Consider the following 26,678-nt stretch of genomic DNA (forward strand, 5'->3'; position numbering starts at 1 on the left):
ACGGACCAACCGACCATGACCATTCTTCCGCACCTGATCGGCGGCAAGACCGACGCCCCCGCCGACAGCCGCACCGCCGACATCGTCAACCCGGCCACCGGCGAGGTGACGGGCCGGGTGGCGCTCGCCTCCCGCGCCACGGTGGAGGAGGCGATCGCCGCCGCCGAAGCCGCCTTCCCGGCCTGGCGGGCCACCCCACCCGCCAAGCGCGCCCGCGTGATGTTCCGCTTCAAGCAGTTGCTGGAGGACAACGCCGACCGCATCTGCGCGCTGATCACGCAGGAGCACGGCAAGGTGCTGGACGACGCGCGCGGCGAGCTGACGCGCGGGATCGAGAATGTCGAATACGCCTGCGGCGTCCCGGAATTGCTGAAGGGCGAGCATTCCAAGAATGTCGGGCCGGGGGTGGATTCCTGGTCGGAATTCCAGCCGCTGGGCGTCGTCGCGGGCATCACCCCCTTCAATTTCCCGGCGATGGTCCCGCTGTGGATGTACCCCATCGCCATCGCCAGCGGGAACACCTTCGTCCTGAAACCGTCGGAGCGTGACCCCAGCTCCGCCCTGCTGGTCGCCCAACTGGCGCTGGAAGCGGGCCTGCCCCCCGGCGTGTTGAACGTGGTGAACGGCGACAAGGAGGCGGTGGACACGCTGCTGACCGACCCGCGCGTGCAGGCGGTCAGCTTCGTCGGATCGACCCCGGTGGCCGAATATGTCTACGCCACCGGCACGGCCAACGGCAAACGGGTGCAGGCGCTGGGCGGGGCGAAGAATCACGCCATCGTCATGCCCGACGCCGATCTGGACAACGCGGTCAGCGCGCTGATGGGGGCGGCCTATGGCTCCTGCGGCGAACGCTGCATGGCGATTTCGGTGGTGGTCGCCGTCGGCGACGCGGTGGCCGACCGTCTGGTCGAAAAGCTGGCGGTGGAGCTGCGCGGGCTGAAGGTCGGGGCCGGAACCTCGGCGGGCTGCGAGATGGGACCGCTCGTCACCCGCGCCCATTTCGACAAGGTGAAGAGCTACGTCGATCAGGGTGTGCGCGAAGGGGCCGAACTCGTGGTCGATGGCCGGGGCCTGGTGGTTCCGGGCCATGAGAACGGCAATTTCCTGGGCGGCTGCCTGTTCGACCGCGTGACCCCGGAGATGGTGATCTACAAGGAGGAGATCTTCGGCCCGGTCCTCTGCGTCGTCCGCGTCAAGACGATGCAGGAGGGGATGGACCTGATCGACTCCCACGAATACGGCAACGGCACCTGCCTGTTCACCCGCGACGGCGAGGCCGCCCGTTACTTCAGCGACATGATCAAGGTCGGCATGGTCGGCATCAATGTGCCGCTGCCGGTGCCGGTCGCCTATCACAGCTTCGGCGGCTGGAAACGTTCGCTGTTCGGCGATCTGTCGGCCTATGGCCCCGACGGCGTGCGCTTCTACACCCGCCGCAAGACCATCAGCCAGCGCTGGCCGACCGGCGGTGTGCGCGAAGGGGCGCAGTTTGCGTTCCCGTCGATGAAGTAATAAACGGCAGTTTTTAAGGGGTTTGGCCGGGTGGTTTGCTGGACGATTTTCGGCGAAGCTGGATCACTCGGCCCTTTCCCGTTTGTGCTTTGTTCCATTTCGTCAATGCGCCGAGAGCCAAGTCGCGACTGCGATCAGCGTACGTTCCCAGCTTGCTTCCCCCGCCGATCGCGTCGGTGATGGATGCGACTTCGGCGTTTGTGCATCCAGCTTTCAGCATTTCTGTGACGGGCATCGTCAACGTGTTGCCCCGCAGTTGCCGAGGCGGTCCGTGCAGGGTAAGGAACGGCTCAACGACGCGCCTTGATCCCCGCCACGCTGGCTACCGCTATCCCGCCGAGATCATTGCCACGGCGGTGTGGCTGTATTTCCGCTCAGCCTGCGGATGGTCGAGGACCTGCTGGCGGCGCGCGGCATCACGGTAAGCTACAAGACAGTGCGCGAGTGGGCCCGGAAGTTCGACCCCGAAATCGCCACCCGGTTGCACCGCCGGACACCAAGGCGGGGCGGCAAATGGCACCTCGACAAGGTCGTTCCGACCATCGGCGGTCGCAAGCATCACCTCTGGCGGGCGGTCGATCAGGATGGCTTCGTGCTCGACGTGTTGGTCCAAAGCCGACGCGACACCAAAGCGGCCAAGCGCTTGCAGCGCAAGCTGCTGAAAAAACAGGGCCGGGCTCCGCGTGTGCTGATCACTGACACGCTGAAGTCCTACGCCGCCGCCAAGCGGGCGATCATGCCGGGGGTGGAACACCGCCAGCACAAGGGGCTGAACAGCCGAGCCGAGAACGCTCACCAACCCACCCGGCGGCGGGAGCGCCAGATGAAGCGTTTCCAGTCGCCCCACCAAGTCCAACGTTTCCTCTCCATCCACGCCCCGATCAACACCCTTTTCCATCTGCGCCGAGACAGCCGCTCCGCCTCCGACCACCGCGCCGCCCGCGCCCAGGCCTTCGCCACCTGGGCCGAGGTGGTCGGAGCGCCGTTGGCCGCATGATCAGAAGGTCGCTACCGTCCACAGTGCCCTGGCTCTGCCAGTCTGTCGACGAGTTGACGATGCCCGCGGGTGGTATCAGTCCCCATCAGGGATGCACCGTTGTTTTTGGCGCCCCCCCTGAATCACCGACAGGCCACGCTGTCAAGCGAACCGGCTGATACCACTCAACTGAATTTCGGATCAGGCTCTCAGACCGTCATCATCCAGATTCCCGTATAGATCGGGCAAAACACCGTAATCACAATTGAAGGACGCAAAAGCTTGCTGCAAACCGGTGTAGGCTTGACGCACGGTGCCCTTTTGCCACGCCGTATTCGTCACGGAAAGACAAAGATCAAGCGACATCACCGGTTGGGCAACCGGCAGCACGCGCAGGTCGTCGTTCATCGCGATGGCGTAAGTGGGCAACACGCCAAGACCGATGCCCAGACGCAGCTTGCGAATCAGCGATTGAAGCGAAGACGCGTTTTCCCGCTCGGTGGCGTGGGCCACCAGGATGCGCCAGGGTTTGAACGCTTCCGTATAGTCACATCCCCCCGCCCGCTTGCCACAAGTCCACAGGACCAACGGCTGTTCGGGGATGGTGTCCCATCTCTGCGGCATCGTCCCCCCCCGCTCCAGAAAGGAGTCCGCGTAGCACACGGCCCAGGGAATGCGCGCAACCCGGCAGGATGTTGCATCACCACGCTGTGCCTGTGCCCGACCGCTCACCGCCCAGTGCAATGTGAGATCGGCCTCCCCGCCCTCCCCCGAAATCATCGGGTGGATTGTTGGCAGGACGAGGTCAGGAAGGGCACGGCGCACGCAGGCCATAGGCCCGTCGGGGACCCGTGATAGCAGCGGTTCGATCAGATCAATGGCGATGTCCGGAGCCATGTCAACCGTCACAGGCGCATCGCGGCCCGCGTTAAGCCGCTCTCCGAACTGTCGGCTGATCTCTTGCATGCGTTCGGCGCTGACCATAAGGCGACGGGCGGCCGGTGTTGGTTCGACGCCTCGGTTGGTGCGCCGGAACAGCGCTGTTCCGGCGGTGTCCTCCAACCGCGCGATCCGTCGGCTGATCGTGCTTTGGTCCACCCGCAGATCGGATGCGGCGCTGGAAAACCCTCCGGCTTGCGCCACCCGCAAAAGCAGATGCATGTCATCCCAGCTCACACTGTTCATCGCTCATCCTTGTCGACCCGGTGGGCGTTCCGATCCGGCAGACGACCTCACTCACCACCCCTCGGCGGGAGCCAAAGCGGCGTAGGCGGACGCTGGCAGGGAGTAATCGAACACATGGACGTTTTCCCGAATCCACGCGTTGTGTCCCTCCGTCACCCGACGGTATTCCGGGTGACGCAAATAGGCTTCTCGGGCCGCCGCATCCCGGAAGGTCATGACGAATCCCCAGTCGATGTGCAGACCGGACGCCTCCAAGCTGCATTGCGGACCATCGGAGTAGGACAGGATGCCCGGTATCAGCCCCGGCAGAGCCGCCAGTGCCGATGTGTAGGCGTTGATGGCATCCGCCCGGGCCTCGGGCCGCCACTGGAACAAGACGACGTGGTTGATCATTCGTGCCTCTTTCGAAAGCCCGTCGTTCATGAAACCGGTTGAATCGTGTGTCGGGTAAAGATCAGCGCCGCCGCTGAAGATCCCGGCCGATCAACGCTGCAGCAAGGAGCGTCAACCAGATCATCCAAAGGGTGAAGGCAAAGGGGGCAGCCTCGGTCACGGGTGCCGTTGGAATGACCGTACCGAACAGTTCGGTCTGCGCCATCACCCACAAGGGCACGGTGGCGAAGCCAACCATTGCAACCGGCACCATCAAGCCGCCCGCATGCCACAGCATTCCGGCAACGCCGGTGGTCCAGACGATGAGCAGGCATTGGCCAACATGCTCGCCCAATGCAACACCGCCGAATTGGTTGATGGCGGTGAACACCACCTCCACCGCAGCCCGGTCGGCCGGGGCCGCGTCGGACGCCAGATGGATGCTGGCCAAAGCGGGCACGACAAACACCCACCGCAAAAGGCCGATGGCCTGCACCAGGCCCGAAGCGGCCCCGATCAAGCCGATCGTCCGCCCCCGCCATTCCGTTTCAACCGCAATTGCCCGTGGGACCAGAACCGCAGCGGCGGAAAACAACAACGCCGACCAGGCGAACAACGCCCACGTCATGATCAGCGCAGGCCCACCGGCAGAGAATCGCGCCAAAATCACGTGCACCGGTTCCCGCAGCACGTCGTCGTAGCCGAAGCTGGTCACAAGCCGGATATAGGCGATGTTGGTGAATATCAAACAGGACAGCAGCGACAGGGACGCAGCGTAGACAAGCCTGCGCGGCGGTTGGGTGAGAGCTGTGATCATGGTGGGTCTTCTGTTCCGTCGGGTGCGCCATAGGCACCGGTGATGATGGTGTTGAACACGGCCTCGATCCGCGCCCAGCAGTTGGGATCCCGCAGATCAAGCCCCATGAAATCCCCACTGCTGTTCTCGCGCAGCGCAAGATGATGCGCAGCGGCAATGAGGACAGCGTTCAAGACAGCGGCGTCGGACCCGGCGGGGGGCGGCCCCGACCGCTGGCGCACGCCCTGGAACCAGCGCCCGATCGCATCGCCCTTGGCCTTTCCAATCCGGCGTGTGGCGTCGTCGTCCTGCACCAGTTCCCACGCCAAAATCTGTTTGACCAAGTTGTTGGCACGCAGAGCGCGCAAATAGTCTTGCAGAACAGACCTCATAACCGATCCATAATGTCCGGACACACCATCCGAATCCTCTGGGCCGAGCCAGATGTCCAACCGGGCACCCAGAGAGTCGAGCAGTCCGTCAAAGCCGTTGAAGTAGCGATAAATCAACACTTTGTCGCAGCCCGCTTCCCGAGCGACCGCGTTCACCCCGAACCCCGCGAAGCCATCGCGGGCCAGCAGCGTCAACGCGGCGTCCAGGATGCGTTCCCGCATGGCTTCACGCGCCGCAGCGCGTCCGGATCCGTTTGCTGGCCCGGTGGTGGTGTGTGTGGCGTTCCCGTCGCGCATCGGCTTTCCTCCTCGTCGCCGACAACGCCCAAACTCGTCACCACATGGTGACTTTATAAGTCACCGGATGGTGACAGTCAATGGGCCTCGACGGCGGTCAGCGAAAATGTGGCGTTTCACCCCATGGCTGGGAAGCGGGATTTGCAGCGAACGCGCTCAAGACGAACAGAATCGACAAAAGCCGACGCGACGGCTTCCCGTCGGCGTCGGCTCCACCCGGCCCTGGCACGGCATGGTGATGGTCAGCGGAACCCGAACTTCTGCCGAATGGCCGCAAGCTCACCGCTGTTGCGCAGTTTCTCAAACCCTCGGTCGAAGTCGGCGACGGTTCGCTCATACCCCGGCCTGGCGCGCGAAAAGCCATTGAACATGGGCAGGCGGGACACCGCAGGCTCGATCCAGGCGAACAGATTGCGGCTTTCCGAAAACTGGCCCGCGATCAGATGATCGGCCTGGCCCCGGTCGATCAGCGCCAGATCAATCCGCCCGGCCAGCAGCTTCTTGAGGTTGCTCAAATCGTCGTTGGCCAACTCAATGGTTAGCCCGGCCTGGGTGATGACGGCGGGCATGCTGTAGCCGCGCACCGAACCAATGGTGTGAGGTTTCAGGTTGTCCAGGGATGCATAGGAAATGGCGCGGCCCTTCAAGCCGACAAAGCCGATCTCATTTTCCGCCAGGGCTTCGGCCGAATAGGCGATGAGCTTCTCCCGCTCACTCGCTCGCCAAATTCCGATCAACCCGTCATGGTCCCCCTTCTCGGCTTCGGCGAGCGCACGCGCCCATGGTTGGAATTCGATGGTGACGTCGTGCCCAACCTGCCGGAACGCGGCTTTGGTCAAGGCAACCAAAAGGCCCTGCTCCGGCAGGGATGCCCCATAATAGGGTGGATATTCGGTTGCGACCAGACGCACCACCCCGGCCAGCGCTCCGGATGCGGGCAGCCAAAGGGCAAGGGTGCACAGCAGCAGCGTGCGAAGCATCATAAAGACCTCCGAAGGAGAAACGGGACAGGGAAAACTCAAACCCTGCGCAGGGACTCGACAAAACTGGTCGCCTGGGTCTGCATCGTATCGACCCGGCTTTGCAATTCCGTCATCGCCGTGCGCAGCCGATCGGTGGCTTCACCGGTCTGCCCGGCGGCGTCGGTGGTGGCGTTGACGTCGCCCAGCAGGGCGCGCACGCCCTGGGCGGCCTCGCTCACGCTGCGCCCGATCTCACCGGTGGCTGCGGTCTGTTGCTCCACGGCGGCGGCGATGGAGGAACTGATCTGATTGACGTTGCCCGCCACCTTGGCGATTTCGGTGATTTCGGCGGCGGCGGCCCCTGTGGAGTCCTGGATGGTGCGGAGTTGACTTTCAATTTCCTCCGTCGCTTTGGCGGTCTGGTTGGCCAAGGCTTTCACCTCACCCGCGACCACGGCGAAACCCTTGCCCGATTCACCGGCGCGGGCCGCTTCGATGGTCGCGTTCAGGGCCAGCAGATTGGTTTGTGCAGCGATGGAATTGATCAAACCCACCACGGCGTTGACCTTGTCCGCCGCTTGCACCAGACATGACACCATCTCTTCCGCCCGGTTGGCGCGCTGCAGCGCCTCTCCGGCGACCTGCTGTGAATGCTGGGCCTGGCTGGAAATCTCACGGATCGAGGCGGCCAATTGACCCGCAGCGGTCGCCATGCTGCCGACATTGCCATCGACCGATGCGGCGTTGCCCGCTGCTCGTTGGCTGATGTGCCCATTGCGGGCCGCCGCCTGACTCAGACGCTGGGTGATGTCCTTCATGCGCCCGGCGTTGGCGCACACATCGGCCATGACCGAACTGACCTGCTGTTCGAAGGTGGCGGCCACAGACTCAATGGCGGCAAGGCGTTCCTCTTCGGCTCTCCAGCGGATGGTCTCCTGCTCGTTCTGAAGCCGCTCCTTCTCGATCCCCTGTTCCTTGAACACCTGTACGGCGGCGGCCATGCGCCCGATCTCGTCGCGGCGGTCGCGCGATGGCACATCAACCTTGCCGTCACCGGCGGCAAGCCGCGACATGACACCGGTGAGGTCCACAATTGGCCGGGTCGCGCCACGGACGATCAGAAACAGCACGCCGCACACCATCAGCAGCGCCACCGCAGCAACACCAACCAGGATTCTGGCCTGCTCCATCATCAATCGGTGGGCGCGCGCGGCGGACAGGCGAATCTCGACCGCCCCCAACGTCACGGTCTTGCCGTCCATCTTGCGAACAATCTCCGCCCGTCGCAGCAGGGTATCGCCCCCCTCCGATCCGACGATCCCCCTACCGTTGCTGACAAAGACCCCACCTTTGGCATCGACGATCCGGCTGCCGACGTAATCCGGATCATCGGCCAGCGCCGCAAGCTGCGCGGCGGCAGCGTCCTGGTCCACGTTCCACAGCGCTTCGGTCAGGCCGCTGGCGACGATCCGGGTCGTCAATTCGGCCCGGTCGTCCAACGCTTCGCGGGCATCGCCAATGTTCATCATCGCCACACCGACCACGGTCAGGCACATCAGCACGCTCACCAACAGCGCGATCGGCAGCACCACGCGCATCGCCAGCGTCCGGATCATCCACGCAATCATGATTGTCTCTTTTCCATCATCCGGCGGTGCGCTTGCCTGGGAAGCGCACACACGGCGGTTCAACTCCCGGTCGGAGACGCCGAAACGTCCCCGACACCGGCCTCAGGCGCTTTTGATTGCGGCCAGAAAGGTATGAACATCGGCCTGGAGCACGGTCGACCGCTTCGCCATCCATTCCGTCGCCGACAAGACCGCCGCAGCGGCTCGTCCTGCGGCCTCCGCCGCACCAGACACGCCGCCGATGTTCGCCGACACCTGCTGCGTGCTCACCGCCGCTTCCTGCACGCTGCGGGAAATCTCCACAGTCGCCGCCGATTGCTGTTCCACCGCAGCGGCGATGGTGGTGGTGATCTGATTCATGTCGCGGATCGTCGCCGTGATCTCGGCGATCGCATCGACGGTGGTAGCGCTTGCCGCTTGGATCCCGGCGATCTGGGCCGAGATGCTCTCCGTCGCCTTGGCGGTCTGGTTGGCCAGACTCTTGACCTCGCTCGCCACCACGGCAAATCCCTTGCCAATGTCCCCGGCCCGCGACGCCTCAATCGTAGCGTTCAACGCCAGCAGGTTGGTTTGACCCGCGATGCTCTGGATCAGATCGACGATCTCGCCGATGTTCCGAGTGGCTTCGGACAATTCCTGAACATTTTGGGCCGTGTGCTGCGCCTGACTGACCGCCATGGAGGTGATCTGGGCTGACTGCGAAACGCTGTGCCCAATCTCCTGGATCGACAGCGACAATTCCTCGGCCGCCGCCGCCACCGTCTGCACGTTGCCCGACGTGACGTCCGAGGCGGCGGATACCGCCTGGGACTGCGCGTTGGTTTGCTCCGCCACCGTCGCCATCTGCACGGCCGCGTCGTTCATCCGTTGGCCAGCGGCTGACAATTCGGAGAGCGCGGCCGCCGCCCGGCCATCAAACTCGCGCAACAGGCGGTCAACGGTGACCGCGCGAACCTCCTTTGCCCGGTGCTCTTCCTGCTGGCTTGCCTCCAAACGGCGGTGAGTCTCCGCGTTGATGCGGAAGATCTCCAACGCCCGCGCCATCGCCCCAACCTCGTCCTGGTGAGAGATGTAGGGCACATCCTGGTCGATCCCTCCCTTCGACAGGACATCCATGGAGCGGGTCAAGCCCGTCACCGGCAGGCTGATCGCCCGGACCACGAACAGGCTGACTCCCAGGACCAGCGCAATCGCCAGAATGGCAACGATGGCAAAGGTCATCGTCGCGTCGTTCAGATCGCCCTGCGACGCCACCGTTGCGTTTTTCGACACAAGGCTGGTGCGCGATTCCAGCGCGGACAGATGACCGACGGCGGCCTTGTAGCTTTCCTCGGCGTCGTGCATGTACAGCAGCGCGGTTGCGCTATCCACCGCCAGAAGGCTTGTCACCCGCTGCGCGGCCTCCACATACGTCCTCAACGCCTCCCGGATCGTCAGAACCACCTGTTCCGCCGTGCGGGATTCCCGTTCCGGCTCAATCCCATAGGAATCGAGGATTTTCTGATCGAAGGCGATGGCGCGCAGGGGCTTGGTCGACGCCGTCAATTTGGACAGGATCTCGTCCACCCCTTTGATCTGTTTTTGCAGACGCTCGACGTCGCTGTCGTTCGTCGCCGTTCCAATCAGGTGGTAGATGTTGGCGTGCACGTTGGACAGCCGCCCGCGCACATCGCGGACCTGCCGGGCCTCTTCAAACACGTCGTTGGTTAGACTTCTCAACACATACTGCTGCCCTTGAAGAACGAACGCGCCGAAACCGGTGATGCTCAGCAACGCCACAATCCCCAAGGCCGGTGCCAGAAGAACTTTTGCAGATATCAACCAATCCGACAATTTTGGGATCATTTTCATGCTTCGCCTGCCCCTCCCGGTTGAACGTTATTGCGTGACTTATTTCAAGTAAACGCCGACGGCACACATGTCGTTTCCAACCTTCTTCACAAAGGATGATTTCGATCCAATTTTCTTGGTTTGTGGGTTGGCCCATCTGTAATCGACCCATCCTTCTCCAGTGGTGGAGGCAACCCGAAGGAATTCAGCGATGAAGGTCTTTCCGTCGCTGTCCTTCAGGGTCTTTTGGTTGAGGCCGATCAACGCACGATTGCTGCCGTGGGTCAGCATGACGCCGTCCATGTTCAGGCAGAACACATACAGATCGCGATCGACGAAGCTGCCCTTCGGGTCGCTGAATTCCTTGTAGGCTTGGTCAACTCCCACCTGTTGGATCCGCTCGACGGCCCGTCCCATCAGCGCCACGGCTTCCTCCTTGGTCCCTGAGGTGGCGGCGTTCGCCGGCAGGGCGGCGGCAAAACCAAACAACATCGGCGCCAGAATGGAAAAGGGGCGTTTCATCAAATCGGTCCTTTGATTGGTATCAGGTCAATTGGGAATGCGAGGGCAATGGGGGACACCGGGCGGCGTTGGCGCGGCGGTGTATGGGCGCTCTTCACGCGCTCTTGATCGCATCCAGAAAAGAATGAACGTCGGCTTGAAGGCCGATTGACCGCGACGCCATCTGTTCGGTTGCCGACAGCACATCGGCCGCCGTCCGGCCTGCGGCGGCGGCGGCGGCGGACACACCGCCGATGTTCGCCGACACCTCCTGCGTGCTCACCGCCGCTTGCTGAACGCTGCGGGAGATTTCGACCGTGGCCGCCGATTGCTGTTCCACCGCAGCGGCGATGCTGGTGCTGATCTGATTCATCTTGCGGATCGTTGCCGTGATGTCCGCGATGGCGTTGACGGTGGTGGCGCTGGCCGTTTGGATTCCGGTGATCTGGGCGGCAATCCGTTCGGTCGCCTTTGCCGTCTGATTGGCAAGGCTTTTCACCTCGCTGGCGACAACGGTGAAGCCCTTTCCAGCCTCTCCGGCCCGGGCAGCCTCAATCGTCGCGTTCAACGCCAACAGGTTGGTTTGACCGGCGATGCTTTGGATCAGATCGACGATTTCGCCGATCTTCCGGGTCGCATCAGACAGATCCTGCACATTGCGGGCGGTGCGTTGGGCCTGGTCCACCGCCATCATGGTGGTTTCCGCCGACCGCGAGACATTGCGGCCGATTTCCTGAATCGACAGCGACAGTTCTTCCGCCGCCGCCGCCACCGTCTGCACGTTTCCGGAGGTGGCGTCCGACGCGGCGGACACCGCCTGCGACTGCACGTTCGTCCGTTCCGCCACCGTGGCCAATTGCTGGGCTGCCTCGCGCATCGCCTGCTCCGCCACGGAAAGGTCGGAGAGCGTTGCCGCCGCCCGACCATCGAAATCCTGCAACAGACGGTTCACGTTGGCCGCCCGCGCCTCCTTGACCTGGCGTTCGTCCCGCTGGCGGGCTTCCAGGTCACGATGATTCGCCGCGTTGACACGGAAAATCTCCAGGGTGCGAGCCATCGCCCCAACCTCGTCCTTCTGGGATGTGTAGGGGACCTCCTGGTCGATGGTTCCGTTCGCCAACACGTCCATCGAACGGGTCAGCCCGATCACCGGGCGACTGATCGCCCGCCCCACGAAAAGGCTGATGGCCAGCGTGAGCGCAACAACAACGACGGCGATCATGATGAAGGTGAACGTCAGCCTGCCAAGATGGGCCTGTGATGCGGCGGCGGCTTCGTTTGACACCGTTGCGGTTTGCGCTTCCAGCGTGGACAGTGTGCCAAGGATGCGCCCGTACACCTCCTCCACATTGTTCATGTAAAACAGGGCCAGACCGGTTTCCATGCTGAGCATCCGCGTCACCTCCTGCACAGCCTTGTTGTAGTCCTCCAGGCTGGCGGTGATTTGACGGGACACTTCTACCGCGCTGCCCCCCTGGCCATGCGGTTCGATGCCATAGATGTTGAGCGTTTTGGGATCGAGCGCCACCGCCCGCAAGCCTCGGGCCGGATGGGCCAGATCGGCCAAAGCGCCGTTGACGGTTTCCGTTTCTTTGACGAGACGGGCGGCGTTGCTGTCGTTCGTGGCGATGCCGATCAGATGGTAAAGATCGGCGTGGACGCTGGACAGGCGATTTCGAATGTCGCCGATGACCCGGGCGTCTTCGAACACATCGCCGGTCAGGCTGGCGAGAATGTCCTGTTGGTCGTCAAGAACGGTTGCGCCGAATCCGGCAATTCCGGCCAGAGCCAACAATCCTATCGACGGAGCCAACAGCACCTTTGTTGCGATGCGCCAATCGGACAAACGTGACGACAGTGCCATCGTGCGATCGCCTCCACAGTGAAGACAAGGGTCGAAAATCAGGGATTATTTTTTGTAGACGCCAACCGCGCAGACATCGTTTCCGATTTTCCGGAAGAAGGATGATTTGGCTTCAATTTTCTTTGTCTGCGGATTCGGCCACTTGTAATCGACCCACCCTTCGCCCGATGCCGCCGCGATTTGCAACATTTCGGCGATGAAAACCTTGCCGTCGGTGTCCTTCAACATTTTCAAGTTCTGGCCGATCATGGCGCGGTTGGAACCATGGGCCTGCACCACCGCATCCATGTTGGCGCAGAACACATACAGATCCCGATCGACAAAAGCCCCTTTGGGGTCGCTGAATTCCTTGTAGGCCGCTTCGGCACCAATCTGCTGGATGCGTTCGGCAACCTTCCCCACCAGTGCGACCGCTTCGTCGCGGGTTCCGTTTTCTGCGGCACCAGCGGCGGACATCATCAGAGCACCAATGGAAAATGGTATCAGAAATGAAACGGCTCGAGTCATGTTCGCGTTCCTCTCGGTTGTTTTGGACGAATTCGGGGAATGATTTGAAAATTCATCTTCTCACTCACCAACAAATGAAGAATGATGGCTTTCATGGTATTTTATTTATTTCAAATTGCGCCGCTCAAACCTCAATTTTGTATTGAGCAGCACCTTTGCGTGAGCGAAAGACAAACATGATCCCGCGCGCTCTGAACCCATCAAAAACGCGAAAATCCTGTTTCAAACACACTCACAACCCTATGAATGAACGCCATATTCTTCCGGAAGTTAGATCGAAGCGCCTACGCCTTGTGGACCTGGCTCATTTGTAAAGGTCGACGGAGATGGGAGGCAATGCGCAGCGGTGCATCGGGTTATGCATGTGTGCATGACAGAGGGGCACTGGCGAATTGCGAGGGCACGGTTTGACTCTGCACGCCTTTTGACTGGTCGATCACGCGGCCAACGGCGCGCCGACGACCTCGGCCCAGGTGGTGAAGGACCGGGCGGGGGCTGTGCGGTAGTTGGAGGCGGAGCGGGTGTCGCGGCGCAGATGGAAAAAGGTGTTGATCGGATCGTGGATGAAGTGGAAGCGCTGGACTTGGTGGGGCGACTTGAAACGCTTCATCTGGCGCTCCCGCCGTCGGGTCGGTGAGAGTTCTCAGTTCGGTTGTTGCGCCCCTTGTGCTGGCGGTGTTTCACCCCTGGCATGATCGCCCGTTTTGCGGCGCGTAGGACTTCAGCGTGTCAGTGATCGGACCCACAGCCACACCGCCGTTGCAATGATCTCGGCGGGATAGCGGTGGCCAGCGTAGCGGGGATCAAGGCGCGCCGTCATGCCGTTCCATACCCCGCACCGACCGCCTCGGCAACTGGGACGCAAGACGCTGGCGGTGTCAAAACGGGCGTTGGAGATGCCATTTTGAAGCCTCAACGGGAGAAAAAGGCTGGAACATGTTCGTTTTTCCGCACTCTGCCAAAACAGAATTGCGCGCCAAAGTCAGTCAGTGGGCTTTCAGCCTTTCCCAATCAAAAGCGTGAAACAGCTTCACCAGCCCGTCGAACACCGCACGCACGGTCTTGTCGCGCAGTGCTTCGGCCTCCGCCATGATCCACAGATCGAGGTGCATCGGTGGCTGATCGATAGGCAGCGCCACGATGTTGGTGTTGACCAGTGTTACAAACGTCGGAAGCGGGGTGAGGACCGAGCCACTAAGGAGCAGCTTTTCCTGCGCGGCCTCAGTGGGCACCGTTGGTTGAGCGGAAGCCCGTGCGAACACGTCGAGCCATGGACCCAATGCTGACGGACCGGGGTAGAGCACAAGTGCGCTGTGCGACAGCAGCGGGTGTTCGGGCAATTCGTCCCAGTGGTTTGGCCGCGATGACGCGGATGGTGTTCGGGCGTGATGAACGGCCCAACGAACGCGGGCGAGCCGCCGGATGCGCAGATCGGGCGAGCCAGACGGCAGCACATCCGGTTCCGTCCACCGCAATCGGATGTCTTCGCATTCGGAGCCGCTCTCCGCCACGGGGCGAAGCGGCGGAAAGGTGATGTCGGGATGCAGGTGTCGGACACAAGCCAGCGGGCCGATCGGTCGTTCTGCTGCCAGAGGTCCGACAAAGTAGCTAATGAGACCACCGCTTGCTTTGACCAGAATGACTCGCTCAGGCTGTTTACGCAGGGACCACAATGCCTGATGGAAGCTTTTTCCATGCTGATCCATCTCTTCGGCAAGTTGGAGCAGCTCAAGACAAAAATCCGTTGCAATGACGCCAGATCGACTGCGCACGAACAACGGTGCTCCCGCTGTAGTTTCGATCCGAGCAATTCGACGGCTAACGGTGCTTTGATCAAGGCCAAGGACAGCAGCGCCACCGGAAAAACCACCGGAGCGCGCGACCACGAGGATCAGGTTGATGTCGTCCCAGTCCAAACTCAGCGCCGTTGCCCCCACTTTGCGCCCGCGACCGGCCGAATCCCTGCGGGATGAAATGCTATAACTATAAGGATCGAGCGGGCACCGTCAACTTGCTGGTGCTGGCGGTTAGCGATGGCGCGGTTTGCCCCTGAACGCCCCTGGGCTGGTTGATCAGACGGCCAACAGCGCGCCGACGACCTCGACCCAGGTCCCGAAAGCCTGGGCGCGGGCGGCGCGGTATTCGGAGGCGGAGCGGCCGTCTCGGCGCAGATGGAAGAGGTTGTTGATCGGGTCGTGGCACCGAGCGGACGATCAGAAATTGGCGGCATAGGACAAATCGGAACCAAGCTTATTTCCGCCGACAAACGGTCCGCTCGATGGGGACCAGTTCAGCCCTTCAGTCTGGCGCAGCGCGAAACGAAACACAGCACGCAGCATTCAGCCCCGTCATAATCGCCAGATCGGAGCAGCTGGGCTGCCCACCCGGCGTGGTGCGCGGAGCCGCTTTCCAGCGGGTGATCGCCTCGTCACTGACCCACACCGTCAGGCTGCCCCGCTGGCGCAGGGACGCGTCGTACTCGGCCCAGTTGAGAATGATGTGATGACGGCGGGCAGCGTTTGCCTTGTGAGGCATGGCAGATGACCGGTGTGGGGACGAGCCGCTCGAACCACAACAGTCCAGCCATCCATGCAACAACCCATCCACTGGTTGCAAGACCGGACTCCAACTCTCTATCGCCGCGCCGGGGCTTCGCTTGCGCTTTTGGGCCGCATGTCGCGGCGAAAGGCGTTGGGTTGGCTGGCAAAACGCTGGTGAAACGCTTCGTAGAAGCGGGAGATCGAGCGGAATCCCGATTCAAAGGCGATCTCCGCGACGGACAGGTCTGTGGAAATCAACAAGGATTGTGCGGTGTCCAACCGATGGCGCACGATCGACTGGTTGATCGTCATGCCAAGCGCCCGCCGGAAAACCTGCATGGCGTAGTTGGGGTGCAGATTGGCGGCACGGGCAACATCCGCGACCGAGATGTCTTCCGCCGCGTGCTCGCCAATGAAACGCAACATGCGTTCGATGTGCGGAATCCATTTGGCGTCGCGGCGGTCCAGGCTGGCCATCGCCGATCCCTGCGCGCGCAGGTCGCGCCAGCCATCCCGCTCGATGCGCAGCACCCGCGCGGTCAGCTCCGACCTGACGATCTCCACAGCCTCGCGGTCATCGGACAGCAACTCCTCACGCCAGCGCATGAAGATGTCGCGATCATAGGACCGGATCACCAACGCCTCGACCATGGCACCACGGAAAACGGCGGTGCGCAGTCGGCTGAGGCTTGGAAACCCCAAGAGCACCGACATCGGCACATAAAGGCAGACAAAGCGGGTCCGGGTGCGTCGGGCAATGACCTGATGGGGAACCATGCCCCAGAACAGGCACAGGCAGCCCGCCGCCACCGTCATCTCCCGGCCATCGAACCAATAGGTCATCTCGCCGTCCAGCACAAAGTTCAGCTCGATCTGACTGTGCATATGCGGGCCGTCCATCACGTCGACGTCCAGCGTCTGCCCGGCGCAGAATCGATGATCGCCGAACACCACCAGCGGGTGGCCGGGGTCAAGGTCCGGATGCACCGGCACGGATCCGTGCCCGGCGATGGGCGGAATGATCGGCATCGCAATACCTTAGAAAACCGGAGATCTTAGCCGGAGGAACGGTAGATCATTACGGCATCTCAGCACAAGATTGGCGTCACACACCATCAGCGCCCCGCGCTATTGAGGGGAACCCCAAGAGTGCGGCAACGCTGGTGCGCGGCACAAAACAACGCACATGGGTTAGGGAGGACTGCATGACTATCCGTAAGAGCCTGGGGCGGCTCGCGCTTTCCGTTTTCCTGATGTCCTCCGGCGCGCAGGCCGGCACGATCACGTTGAATTCCGATCAGTCGGACCCGATCCCGAAGAAGGCGATGGAAGAGCTGATCGCCGGTTTCCAGGCGGCGCACCCGACCATCACGGTGAAATGGAACAATTTCGACCACGAGGGCTACAAGGCCGCCATCCGCAACTTCCTGACCGCCGACGCGCCCGACGTGGTCGCCTGGTACGCGGGCAACCGGATGGAGCCGTTCGTCAGGTCCGGTTTGTTCGAAGATGTGTCCGATGTCTGGGCGGCACACGGACTTGAGGAGTCGTTGAAGGCCGCCAGCCCGTCGATGACCATCGACGGCAAGAAATGGGGCGTCCCTTACACCTATTACCAGTGGGGCATCTATTACCGGAAGGACGTTTTCGCAAAGCAGGGATTGACGCCGCCGAAGACCTGGGTGGATCTGCTGGCCACCTGCGCGGCTTTGAAGACGGCGGGCATCACCCCCTTCGCCATCGGCACCAAAACGCTGTGGCCGACCGCCGGTTGGTTTGATTACCTGAACCTGCGCATCAACGGCTATGCCTTTCACATGGATCTGACCTCAGGCAAGGTTCCCTACACCGACGCGCGCGTGAAGGCGGTGTTCGAGCGGTGGGCCGAACTGGTGAGGCCAGGCTATTTCCCGGACAACCACGCGGCGGTTGACTGGCAGGACGCAATGCCCGCTTTCGTGCAGGGCAAGGCCGCCATGTATCTGATGGGCAACTTCGCCACCGCCGCGATGAAGCTCGGTGGACTCACCACGGATCAAATCGGCTTCCTGCCGTTCCCGGAAATCACCAAAGGCCTGCCTGCGGCAGAGGACGCGCCGACCGACACCTTCCACATCACGGCCAAGGCGAAGAACAAGGCCGACGCCCGCGTCTTCCTCGCCTACCTCGCCTCGGCGGAGGTTCAAGGGAAGATGAACGCGACGCTGGGGCAATTGCCGGTCAACAACAAGGCGGCCCGACCGAACGACCCGTTGCTGGACGCCGGTTTCACCATGTTGGCCAACGCCAAGGGGCTTGCCCAATTCTATGACCGCGACGCCCCGGCCGAGATGGCCAAGGCCGGCATGGAAGGATTCCAGGAATTCATGGTCAAACCCGACAAGCTGGACGCCATCCTGGAGCGGCTCGATAAGGTCCGCGCCCGCGTTTACAAACACTAGGAGACGCGCATCCCCTCCGCTGGGGCCGCCTATGACGCGGGCGGCCCACAGCCCGGATTGCGTCCCCGTCGTCGTCAAGGCCATTCGCCCGTGCGCACACCCAACCCGACACCGCGCGGTTTCTGGACACGCCATCAACGGCACCTGACACCGTGGCTTTTCCTGCTGCCCGGCATGGTGATGTTCACCGTGTACGTGCTGCTGCCCATCCTGCAATCCATCCGCATCAGTCTCTACGACTGGGACGGCCTTGGCGCCATGCGCTGGGTCGGGTTCGGCAATTACGCCGAACTTCTGTCCGACGACGCGTTCTATGTCTCCCTGAAGAACAATCTTCTGTGGCTGGCGCTCTATCTCCTGGCGATCCCGTTCGGCTTGGCGACGGCGCTGTTCCTCAACCAGACCGTCTTCGGCATCCGTCTGTACAAATCGCTGTTCTTTTTCCCGTTCGTGATCAGCCAAGTGGTTGTCGGCCTGATCTTCACCTGGTTTTACGCGCCGGATTTCGGTCTGCTGTCGGCACTGATCAAGACGCTCACCGGGGCCGACATCGCCGTGCTGGCCGATGAACGTTTCGTGACCTTCGGCATCATCGCCGCCGGGCTGTGGCCGCAGGCCGCCTACTGCATGATCCTCTACCTGACCGGCCTCAACACCCTGAACCCTGAACAGGTGGAAGCGGCGCGCATGGACGGCGCGCGCGGGCTGGCGATGCTCTGGCACATCGTTCTGCCGCAACTGCGGCCAGCCACCTTCATCGCGCTGGTCGTGACGGTGATCGGGGCGCTGCGCTCCTTCGACCTTGTGTCGATCATGACGGCGGGTGGTCCGTATGGGTCCAGCCGGGTCCTGTCCTACTACATGTTCGAACAGGCGCTGTCGGAATACGGGTTCCGCATGGGCTATGGCGCGGCGATCGCCGTCGTCCTGTTCGCGATCATGATGATCTTCATTTCGCTGTTCCTGGTCCGCCTGCTGTCGCGGGAAAGGGGTGCCTGATGTTTCCCACACCCATTCAAAAGGCGCCGCCCTGGGTTCGGATGGCGTATCCTCTGCTGCTGCCCATCGCGCTGATCGTCTGGCTGTTGCCGCTGATCGGTGTCGCCGTAACCTCGGTCCGGCCGGTGGCCGATCTGGCCGCCGGGAATTACTTCGGCCTGCCGTCCGGCTTCGCCGGGGTGGAGAATTACACGGCGGTGTTCCGGGATTCGCCGATTGGCCTGTACATCCTGAATTCCTTCAAGGTGACGGTCCCAACGGTGATCGGCGCGGTGGCGTTGTCCTGCCTCAGCGGCTTTGCGCTGGCCGTCTACCGTTTTCGGGGGGGCACGGTCCTGTTCTTTCTGTTCGTCGCGGGCAACTTCATCCCGTTCCAGATCCTGATGGTCCCTGTGCGCGACCTGACATTGAGCATGGGGCTGTACGACACCGTCACTGGCCTTGTTCTCTTCCACGTCGCTTTCCAAACCGGATTCTGCACGCTGTTCATGCGGAATTTCATCGTCGGCCTGCCCTTCGCGCTGATCGAGGCGGCGCGGGTCGAAGGCGTGTCGGAGTGGCGCATCTTCCGTTTCGTCGTGCTGCCGCTGATGCGCCCGGCAATCGCCGCGCTGTCCGTGCTGATTTTCACCTTCGTGTGGAATGATTATTTCTGGGCAACCGTTCTGGTTCAGGGTCAACAGGCGATGCCGGTCACGGCGGGTCTCTATTCCCTGAACGGTCAATGGGTTGCCGCCTGGCATCTGGTGTCGGCCGGTTCTCTTGTCGCGGCCCTGCCGCCGGTCGCGATGTTCTTCCTGATGCAACGCCATTTCATCGCCGGCCTCACGCTGGGAGCGACCAAGGGATGACCCAAGACACGACCGTGACGGTTGGCGGCGGCGCTTTTGCCCTGTCGCTGCGCCTGCCGCCGACCGGAATGCCGGACATCGTCGCCTGCGGCGGGCCGCCGGTGACGGAAAACCCGCTGGCCGACATCGAACGATCAAGCCGCGTCAATGGCATGGACGCGGCGGTTCCAGCCGCTGTTCTGTTGCCGGTCGGTGGCCTCGGTTTCTTTGGCTGGCCCGCCATCGCCGGTCATCGGAACGGGCGGGATTTTCTTCTGGAATTGTCCGGGTGGCGGGTCGACCGCGCGGGAAGCCGCACCACCTTGACCGCGCGCGACCCGGTCGCCCGGATCGCGCTGTCGATCGTGCTGGAATCCTTCCCGTCCGGCGTCATCGCCATGGCCTCACGGCTGACCAACGAGGGGGATGCGCCCTACACGCTCGACCGCTGCGCCTCGGCCACCTTTCTCGCCCCCGCTGGCGAGGCCGAGGTCATCAGCTTCACCGGCATGTGGGGGCGTGAGTTCCAGACTCGCCGCGACCGCCTTGGCGAAGGGATGTGGGTGCGTGAAAACCGCCGTGGCCGCACCTCGCACGATCGGGTGCCGATGATCATGATCGCGGGGTCCGGCCAGCGGTTCGCCCTTGCGCTGGGGTGGAGCGGCAACCACCTGATCGTCATCGACCGCATCGACGATGGCCGCCGCCTCATCCATCTCGGCGCGCTGTTCGAACCGGGCGAAATGATCCTTCCCCCCGGCGCACGGTACGACAGCCCGGTTGCCTACGCCGGTCCCGACAGCGCCGCCTTTCACGCCTTTGTCCGTGACAGCCTGATTCCCTGGCCGGGCGGCCGCGCGACCCCACGCCCGGTGACGCTCAACACGTGGGAAGGCAATTACTTCGACCACCGGCTGGATTCGCTGAAGGCGCAGGCGACCGCCGCCGCCGCGCTGGGCATCGAACGGTTCGTGCTCGACGACGGATGGTTTGGTCAACGCGACGACGACACCACCAGCCTGGGCGATTGGGACGTTGACCCGCGCAAATACCCCGCCGGTCTGGGGCCGTTGATCGACCATGTCACCGGCCTTGGCCTGCAGTTTGGCCTGTGGTTGGAACCGGAGATGGTCAACCCGGAGTCCCGGCTGTACCGGAGCCATCCGGATTGGGCGCTGCGGGTCGATGGTTACGCCCCGCGCCCATCGCGGTCGCAACTGGTGTTGGACCTGACGCGGCCGGAGGTCGCCGACCATCTGTTTCATAAGATCGACGCGATTCTGGCCAACCACGCCGTGTCCTCTGTGAAATGGGACATGAACCGCGATCTGACCCATGTCGGCGGTCGGGACGGGACCGCGCAGACCACAGCACAGACACGCGCGCTCTACGCGCTGATCGACCGCGTGCGCGCCGCCCACCCGACGGTTGAAATTGAAAGCTGCGCGTCCGGCGGGGGGCGGATCGACTGCGGCGTGCTGGCCCGCACCCACCGGGTGTGGACATCCGATTGCACCGACGCGTTGGAACGGCTGGAGATCCAACGCGGGGCATCGGCGTTCCTGCCGCCGGAGATTCTTGGCAGCCATGTGTCGGCCAGCCCGAATCACCAGACGGGCCGCCGCCACACCCTGGCCTTTCGGGCGCTGGTCGCCATGGCCTACCACATGGGCGTTGAGTTGAACCCGCTGACCCTGACACCGGCAGAGACGGCGGAGCTGGCTGGCTGGATCGCCCACCACAAACGCCTGCGCCCGCTGCTCCACGCGCCGGGCGCGGCCTTCCATCTGGATCCGGTGGATGGCCGTTACGCCTGGGGGGCGGCAGGGGCCGACCGCATCGTCCTGTTCGTTGCCCAGGGGCCGCAGATGATTGCGGAACAGTCGTTGCCGCTGACGCTTCCTCCCCCGGTTGCCGGGCGCGGCGGCCGGTGGCGCATCAGCGCCGTCCATCCGTCCGACCCAGCCTTCGTCCGCCTGTCCGATGGGCAGCGCCGCCTGCTGTCCGGGGCGATCGCCTTCAACCTGGCCACGCTCGACCGCAGCGGCCTGCCGCTGCCGATGCTGCGCCCCGAAAGCGCGATCCTGCTCGAACTCGAACCGATTGTGAGGGATACGGCCAATGGCTGAGATTTGCTTGCGCGGCGTGCGCAAGGTGTTCGGAGGCGTCAGCGTCATAAAGGGGGTCGACCTGACCATCGCGGATGGTGCGTTCTGCGTGTTCGTCGGCCCGTCGGGCTGCGGAAAATCCACGCTGCTGCGCTTGATCGCCGGTCTGGAGGACATCAACGATGGCAGCTTGTCCATCGGCGGGGCCGACATGACCCGCGTCGACCCATCGGATCGCGGCGTGGCCATGGTGTTCCAATCCTACGCGCTCTATCCGCACATGACGGTGCGTGACAACATCGGCTTCGGTCTCAAGATGACCGGCCACCCGGCGTCCCTGATCGAAGAGCGCACGCGAAACGCCGCCCGGATGCTGCGGCTCGATCCCCTGTTGGATCGCAAGCCGGCCCAACTTTCGGGCGGACAACGCCAGCGCGTGGCCATCGGCCGCGCCATCGTGCGCGAACCAGAGGTGTTTCTGTTCGACGAACCGCTGTCGAATCTGGACGCGGCGCTGCGCGTCCAGATGCGCACCGAGCTGTTGGCGCTGCACCAGGACCTGAAGGCGACGATGATCTATGTCACCCACGATCAGGTGGAGGCCATGACCATGGCTGACACCATCGTGGTTCTGTCGGCCGGGTGCGTCGAACAGATTGGCGCGCCGCTGGACCTGTACCATCGGCCGCGCAACCTGTTCGTCGCCGGTTTCATCGGCTCGCCAACGATGAACATCCTGCCGGTGACGGCGGCGTCGGCCGACGACGGCCGCGTCGTCGTCACCCTGCCGGGCGGTGTCGCGCTGACGCTGCGCGCGCCGGACGTCCCCCGCGCCTCGTTCGACACGGGAATGCGCCTGGGCATCCGCCCGGAGCATCTGTCCGCCACCGGGATGGGCGACGCCACACTGACCGGCCGGGTGCGGCTGACCGAGCATCTCGGTTCGGAAACCCTGATTGTCGTCACCTTGCCGGACGGCGCCGAGGCGACCGTCAAGGCCGATGGTCTGGCGCAGGCCCGGCCGGGGGACACGCTTGCCATCGGCGTCAACGCCGCCGCCTGCCACCTGTTCGACCGTGACGGGCTGGCGATCCTCAACGGAGATTTGAGATCATAATGCTGGGCGTCTGCTATTACCCCGAACATTGGCCCGAATCCCGTTGGAGCGTTGACGCCCATCGGATGCGGGAGCTTGGCCTCACCCATGTCCGCATCGGGGAGTTCGCGTGGTCGCGGCTGGAGCCGTCGCGCGACCGCTTCACCTTCGATTGGCTGGACCGGGCGATCGACGTTCTGCACAAGGCCGGGCTGAAGATCGTGCTGGGCACACCGACGGCCACACCACCGAAATGGCTGATCGACGCGCACCCCGACATTCTGCCCTATGACGAACAGGGGCACGTGCGCGGATTCGGCTCCCGCCGCCATTACAGCTTCTCCTCTGGAACGTGGTGGCGGGAGAGCGCCCGCATCGTGGAGATCGTCGCCCGCCGTTACGGCGACCATCCGGGCGTCGTTGGCTGGCAAACGGACAACGAATACGGCTGCCACAGCACCACCGTATCCTGGGGACCGGAGGATCGCCGGGCCTTCCGCCAGTGGCTGCGCCGCCGCTACCAGACGCCCGAGCGACTGAACGAGGCGTGGGGCGCAGTCTTTTGGTCGATGGAGGTGAACAGCTTTGACGAGGTCGAACTGCCGAACCAGGCGGTGACAGAGGTCAACCCGGCGGCCCGCCTGGACTTCCAACGCTTTTGCTCCGATCAGGTGGCGGCCTATGACCGCATGCAGGTGGACATCCTGCGGGCGCACGCGCCGGGCCGTTTCATCACCCACAATTTCATGGGGTTCATCACCGATTTCGACCATTTCCAGGTTGGCGCGAACCTCGACTTTGCGTCGTGGGACAGCTACCCCATCGGCTTTGTCGAACGGTTCCCCTTCACCGACGCGGAGCGCGCGCTGTGGGCGGAAACCTCCCATCCCGACATCGCACCCTTCCACCACGACCTGTACCGTGGGGTCGGGCACGGGCGGTTCTGGGTGATGGAGCAGCAGCCCGGCCCGGTGAACTGGGCACCTTGGAATCCGGTTCCCAAACCGGGCATGGTGCGGCTGTGGACGTGGGAGGCCCTGGCCCATGGTGCCGATGTGGTCAGCTATTTCCGTTGGCGTCAGGCTCCCTTCGCACAGGAGCAGATGCACGCCGGCCTCAACCTGCCGGGACTGGACGAATGGTCGGTCGGCGGTCGGGAGGCCGGGCAGACGGCGGATGAACTGGCGGCGCTTGGTCCGCTGCCCGACACCTGCCGGTCGCCGGTCGCGTTGGTTTACGATTACGCCACCGCCTGGACCACGGCGATCCAGCCGCAGGGCAAGGATTTCTGTTATGAGGAGCTGGTTCTTCGCTGGTACGAGGCGGTGCGCCGTCTTGGCCTCGACATCGACGTTGTTCCGCCGGGCGCGTCGCTCGCTGGGTATGCGTTGGTGCTGGTCCCCAGCCTGATCCACGTCACCCCGGCGGCGCTGACCGCGTTCGCGACGGCAACGGCCCCTGTTCTCTACGGACCACGCACAGGGTCGCGGGACGACACCTTCCGGATTCCCGACACTCTGCCACCCGGTCCCCTCGCCGGATTGACCGGCAACCGGGTGACCCAGGTCGCTTCCCTGCGTCCGGGTCTTGCCGTACCCGTCGAAGGCACCGTCTCCGGAACAGCCATCCGTTGGCGGGAGCATCTGACCACCACCGGCACGGTGTTGGCCCGTTTCGCCGACGGCGATCCGGCCTTCACCGCCACGAACGGCCATCACTGCCTCGCCGCTTGGCCGGATGAAGCCCTGTTGTCGGCCGTCATGCACCACATGGCGGGAGTGGCCGGTTTGCCGGTCGTTGATCTGCCTGCCCATGTCCGGTTGCGCCGTCGTGGGGATCTGACCTTTGCGTTCAACTACGGCACGGAAGATTGGCTTGTCCCCACTCAGGGGACGCTCCTGTTGGGCAGCAACCTGCTGAAACCACAGGAGGTCTCCATCTGGCGCTGAAGGGGGCGTTGGTGCAGAAAAGGCCGTTCTGGTGGCGGTCGGGAGGGGAGAGCGTGTATAGAGTCGGCCCGCTGAAGCCGAGACCCCGATGCCCCCGGATTCCTGCATAGCTCCTGATCAACGGGCTGGGTGGGCCGGGTCCTTGCCGTTCCCACCCCCTTGCAACACGGCGATGTCCTGATGGAAATAGGTGTCGCTCCGATCAGCCCAGCGACAGATCGCTAAGGTTCAGGGTGGCACCGGTAAACACACCGAGCAGACGGACTTCCGTGGCGTTCACCTGACTGTTGCCGTCGGCATCGATCACTTGGTAGAGGCCGGTGTTGCTGCCGTTGTTGGCCAGCACCAGCACCGATCTCCCCGCCGCTGTGTTGATCACTGTGCCCAGGGCCGTCCGGAAATTGACCAGATCGGCGTCTGTCAGACTGCCGCTGACCACAGAGGAGAGAATCACCAACTCGTTGTCGGTGATGTTCACCCCGTTGGTCGCCGCCGTCGCTGTGATCAGACCGCCATCGGCGTTCTTGTCCACGGCCGCGCGCACCACACCGGTCAGGACCACCATGTCGGTGCCTGTCTGGAAATTGCCCACAGTGATGGCACCGGCCGCCCCGGCCTCGTTCAGAGCACTGATCACCACCTGATCCGTGCCGTTGCCTGCGGCAAGGGCGAGCGCGTCGCCGCCGCCTCGTCCATCATAGCGGATCGAACCCGCTGTGACGACCACCCGGTCGGTGGCAACGCCACCGGTCAGCGTCTCCACCCCTGTCAGGGTGAGCGTGTTTTGGGTGTCGCCGAGGGTGATGACGTCGTTGCCAGCCCCGCCAATCAGCGTCTCGATGGCGCGGGTGAGCAGGGTTGAACCATCCGGGCCGGTGCTCACCACATCGGTGCCGCTGCCGCCAATCAGCAGTTCGACGCCCGAAAGCAACCGCAGGCCGTTGCCGGTGTCGCCCAGGAACACCCAGTCGGTGCCGTCCCCGCCGGTCAGGGTTTCGATGCCGCGCAGCGTGATGGTGTTGCCCTCCGCCGCCAAGGTCGCTGCATCGGTGCCGACACCGCCCACCAGGAACTCGACGGCGCTGACCGTCATCGTCGTCCCCGCCGATCCGGTGAAAACCGTGTCGGTGGCGGCACCGCCGATCAAGGTTTCAGTTCCCGACAGGGTGAGCGTGTTCGGCGTGTCCCCCAGGGTGATGACGTCGTTGCCGACACCGCCGACCAGGGTCTCGACACCACGGGTCAGCAGGGTCGTCCCGTCCGCGCCGGTGCTGACCACATCGGTGCCACTGCCGCCGATCAACAGCTCGACGCCGCCCAGCAACTGCATGGTGTTGCCGGTGTTGCCCAGGAACACCCAGTCGGTGCCGCCGCCACCGGTCAGCGTCTCGATGCCGCGCAGCGTGATGGTGTTGCCCCCCGCCGCCAAGGTCGCGGCGTCGGTGCCGACACCGCCCACCAGGATTTCGACCGCGCCGACCGTCATCGTCGTCCCAGCCGTGCCGGTGAAGACGGTGTCGGTGGCGGCACCACCGGTCAGCGTCTCCACGCCCGACACGGTGAGTGTGTTCGTGGTATCGCCGAGGGTGATCGCGTCGATGCCGATCCCGCCGAGCAGCGTCTCGACGCCACGGGTGAGCAGGGTCGAGCCGCCCGCGCCAGTGCTGACCACATCGGTTCCGCTGCCACCGATCAGCAGTTCGATGCCCGCAACCAGTTGCAGGGTGTTGCCGGTGTCGTCCAGGAACACCCAGTCAATGCCGCTGCCGCCGGTCAGCGTCTCAATGCCGAGGACCATCACAGTCCCGCCGCCGTCGCCCAACAGCACGCTGTCGGTGCCGGTGCCGCCGGTCAGGGTTTCGATGCCGCTGATGCGCAGGGTGGTCCCGC

22 protein-coding genes and 1 pseudogene are annotated in these 26,678 nt (G+C 63.5%); 8 read left to right on the forward strand and 15 right to left on the reverse strand.

Going from position 1 to position 26,678, the window contains the following annotated elements; translation table 11 throughout:
• Nucleotides 1-15: 15 nt before the first annotated feature.
• Together EJ903_RS19145 and EJ903_RS19150 are read left to right on the forward strand one after the other, a co-directional pair.
• On the forward strand, nt 16-1,515 hold the full coding sequence (locus tag EJ903_RS19145; protein WP_126618447.1) for a CoA-acylating methylmalonate-semialdehyde dehydrogenase: 1,500 nt from the start codon (nt 16-18) through the stop codon (nt 1,513-1,515).
• Nucleotides 1,516-1,856: 341 nt separating this feature from the next.
• A pseudogene (locus EJ903_RS19150) lies at nt 1,857-2,512 on the forward strand (IS6 family transposase).
• Between the two features lie 180 nt (nt 2,513-2,692).
• Here the strand turns inward: EJ903_RS19150 and EJ903_RS19155 are convergent.
• From EJ903_RS19155 to EJ903_RS19220, 14 genes are all read right to left on the reverse strand, one after another.
• Entirely contained in the window at nt 2,693-3,676 is a 984-nt protein-coding gene (locus EJ903_RS19155) for a LysR family transcriptional regulator (protein WP_126618449.1), read from the reverse strand.
• A 51-nt stretch (nt 3,677-3,727) separates the two neighbouring features.
• Nucleotides 3,728-4,099 carry a Dabb family protein gene (locus EJ903_RS19160; RefSeq protein ID WP_126618451.1) on the reverse strand — a complete coding sequence of 124 codons (372 nt, stop codon included), beginning with the start codon at nt 4,097-4,099 and terminating at the stop codon, nt 3,728-3,730.
• 31 nt (nt 4,100-4,130) lie between these two features.
• A complete protein-coding gene (locus EJ903_RS19165; protein WP_126618453.1) occupies nt 4,131-4,865 on the reverse strand; it encodes a DUF4386 family protein in 735 nt (244 codons plus the stop codon).
• On the reverse strand, nt 4,862-5,533 hold the full coding sequence (locus tag EJ903_RS19170; protein ID WP_126618455.1) for a TetR/AcrR family transcriptional regulator: 672 nt from the start codon (nt 5,531-5,533) through the stop codon (nt 4,862-4,864). Before EJ903_RS19170 ends, EJ903_RS19165 begins: the two co-directional genes overlap by 4 nt.
• A 242-nt stretch (nt 5,534-5,775) precedes the next feature.
• Nucleotides 5,776-6,513 carry a substrate-binding periplasmic protein gene (locus EJ903_RS19175; RefSeq protein WP_158627954.1) on the reverse strand — a complete coding sequence of 246 codons (738 nt, stop codon included), beginning with the start codon at nt 6,511-6,513 and terminating at the stop codon, nt 5,776-5,778.
• Nucleotides 6,514-6,551: 38 nt separating this feature from the next.
• Nucleotides 6,552-8,111, reverse strand: coding sequence for a methyl-accepting chemotaxis protein (locus EJ903_RS19180; protein WP_158627955.1), 1,560 nt, complete (start codon nt 8,109-8,111; stop codon nt 6,552-6,554).
• Between the two features lie 114 nt (nt 8,112-8,225).
• The gene (locus EJ903_RS27765) at nt 8,226-9,896 is read right to left on the reverse strand and encodes a methyl-accepting chemotaxis protein (protein WP_158627956.1); all 1,671 of its coding nucleotides are present in this window, start codon (nt 9,894-9,896) and stop codon (nt 8,226-8,228) included.
• A gap of 117 nt (nt 9,897-10,013) precedes the next feature.
• Nucleotides 10,014-10,475 (reverse strand): cache domain-containing protein, encoded by a 462-nt coding sequence (locus tag EJ903_RS19190; RefSeq protein ID WP_126618463.1) that lies wholly within the window; start codon nt 10,473-10,475, stop codon nt 10,014-10,016.
• Between the two features lie 94 nt (nt 10,476-10,569).
• Complete coding sequence (locus EJ903_RS19195; protein ID WP_126618465.1) at nt 10,570-12,318, reverse strand: methyl-accepting chemotaxis protein; 1,749 nt, start codon at nt 12,316-12,318, stop codon at nt 10,570-10,572.
• 45 nt (nt 12,319-12,363) lie between these two features.
• Nucleotides 12,364-12,825, reverse strand: coding sequence for a cache domain-containing protein (locus tag EJ903_RS19200; protein ID WP_126618467.1), 462 nt, complete (start codon nt 12,823-12,825; stop codon nt 12,364-12,366).
• A 436-nt stretch (nt 12,826-13,261) separates the two neighbouring features.
• Nucleotides 13,262-13,435, reverse strand: coding sequence for a hypothetical protein (locus tag EJ903_RS28180; protein WP_210211481.1), 174 nt, complete (start codon nt 13,433-13,435; stop codon nt 13,262-13,264).
• A gap of 376 nt (nt 13,436-13,811) precedes the next feature.
• Entirely contained in the window at nt 13,812-14,741 is a 930-nt protein-coding gene (locus EJ903_RS19210; RefSeq protein WP_158627957.1) for a LysR family transcriptional regulator, read from the reverse strand.
• A gap of 382 nt (nt 14,742-15,123) precedes the next feature.
• Entirely contained in the window at nt 15,124-15,360 is a 237-nt protein-coding gene (locus EJ903_RS19215) for a transposase (protein ID WP_210211482.1), read from the reverse strand.
• A 98-nt stretch (nt 15,361-15,458) separates the two neighbouring features.
• Nucleotides 15,459-16,394: a helix-turn-helix domain-containing protein gene (locus tag EJ903_RS19220; RefSeq protein ID WP_126618471.1), complete on the reverse strand. Its 936-nt coding sequence runs from the start codon at nt 16,392-16,394 to the stop codon at nt 15,459-15,461.
• A gap of 176 nt (nt 16,395-16,570) precedes the next feature.
• Between EJ903_RS19220 and EJ903_RS19225 the strand changes: the two genes are divergently transcribed.
• The 6 genes from EJ903_RS19225 (at nt 16,571) to EJ903_RS19250 (ending at nt 24,788) form a co-directional block, all read left to right on the forward strand.
• Nucleotides 16,571-17,806 (forward strand): ABC transporter substrate-binding protein, encoded by a 1,236-nt coding sequence (locus tag EJ903_RS19225; RefSeq protein ID WP_126618472.1) that lies wholly within the window; start codon nt 16,571-16,573, stop codon nt 17,804-17,806.
• 90 nt (nt 17,807-17,896) lie between these two features.
• A complete protein-coding gene (locus EJ903_RS19230; protein WP_246015752.1) occupies nt 17,897-18,805 on the forward strand; it encodes a carbohydrate ABC transporter permease in 909 nt (302 codons plus the stop codon).
• A gap of 41 nt (nt 18,806-18,846) precedes the next feature.
• Nucleotides 18,847-19,656 (forward strand): carbohydrate ABC transporter permease, encoded by an 810-nt coding sequence (locus EJ903_RS19235; RefSeq protein WP_210211483.1) that lies wholly within the window; start codon nt 18,847-18,849, stop codon nt 19,654-19,656.
• Entirely contained in the window at nt 19,653-21,764 is a 2,112-nt protein-coding gene (locus EJ903_RS19240; protein ID WP_126618476.1) for an alpha-galactosidase, read from the forward strand. Before EJ903_RS19235 ends, EJ903_RS19240 begins: the two co-directional genes overlap by 4 nt.
• Nucleotides 21,757-22,860, forward strand: a complete 1,104-nt coding sequence (locus EJ903_RS19245) for an ABC transporter ATP-binding protein (RefSeq protein ID WP_126618478.1) — start codon at nt 21,757-21,759, stop codon at nt 22,858-22,860. The genes EJ903_RS19240 and EJ903_RS19245 overlap by 8 nt, the downstream gene beginning before the upstream one ends.
• Nucleotides 22,860-24,788 (forward strand): beta-galactosidase, encoded by a 1,929-nt coding sequence (locus tag EJ903_RS19250; RefSeq protein ID WP_126618480.1) that lies wholly within the window; start codon nt 22,860-22,862, stop codon nt 24,786-24,788. The genes EJ903_RS19245 and EJ903_RS19250 overlap by 1 nt, the downstream gene beginning before the upstream one ends.
• Nucleotides 24,789-24,990: 202 nt before the next feature.
• On the opposite strand, the gene EJ903_RS27015 is transcribed toward EJ903_RS19250, so the two are convergent.
• Nucleotides 24,991-26,678 (reverse strand): beta strand repeat-containing protein (locus EJ903_RS27015; protein ID WP_174237331.1); only part of this gene is annotated, 1,688 nt, incomplete at its 5' end.

The organism is Azospirillum griseum (assembly GCF_003966125.1).
In the GTDB taxonomy this organism is placed as follows: domain Bacteria; phylum Pseudomonadota; class Alphaproteobacteria; order Azospirillales; family Azospirillaceae; genus Azospirillum; species Azospirillum griseum.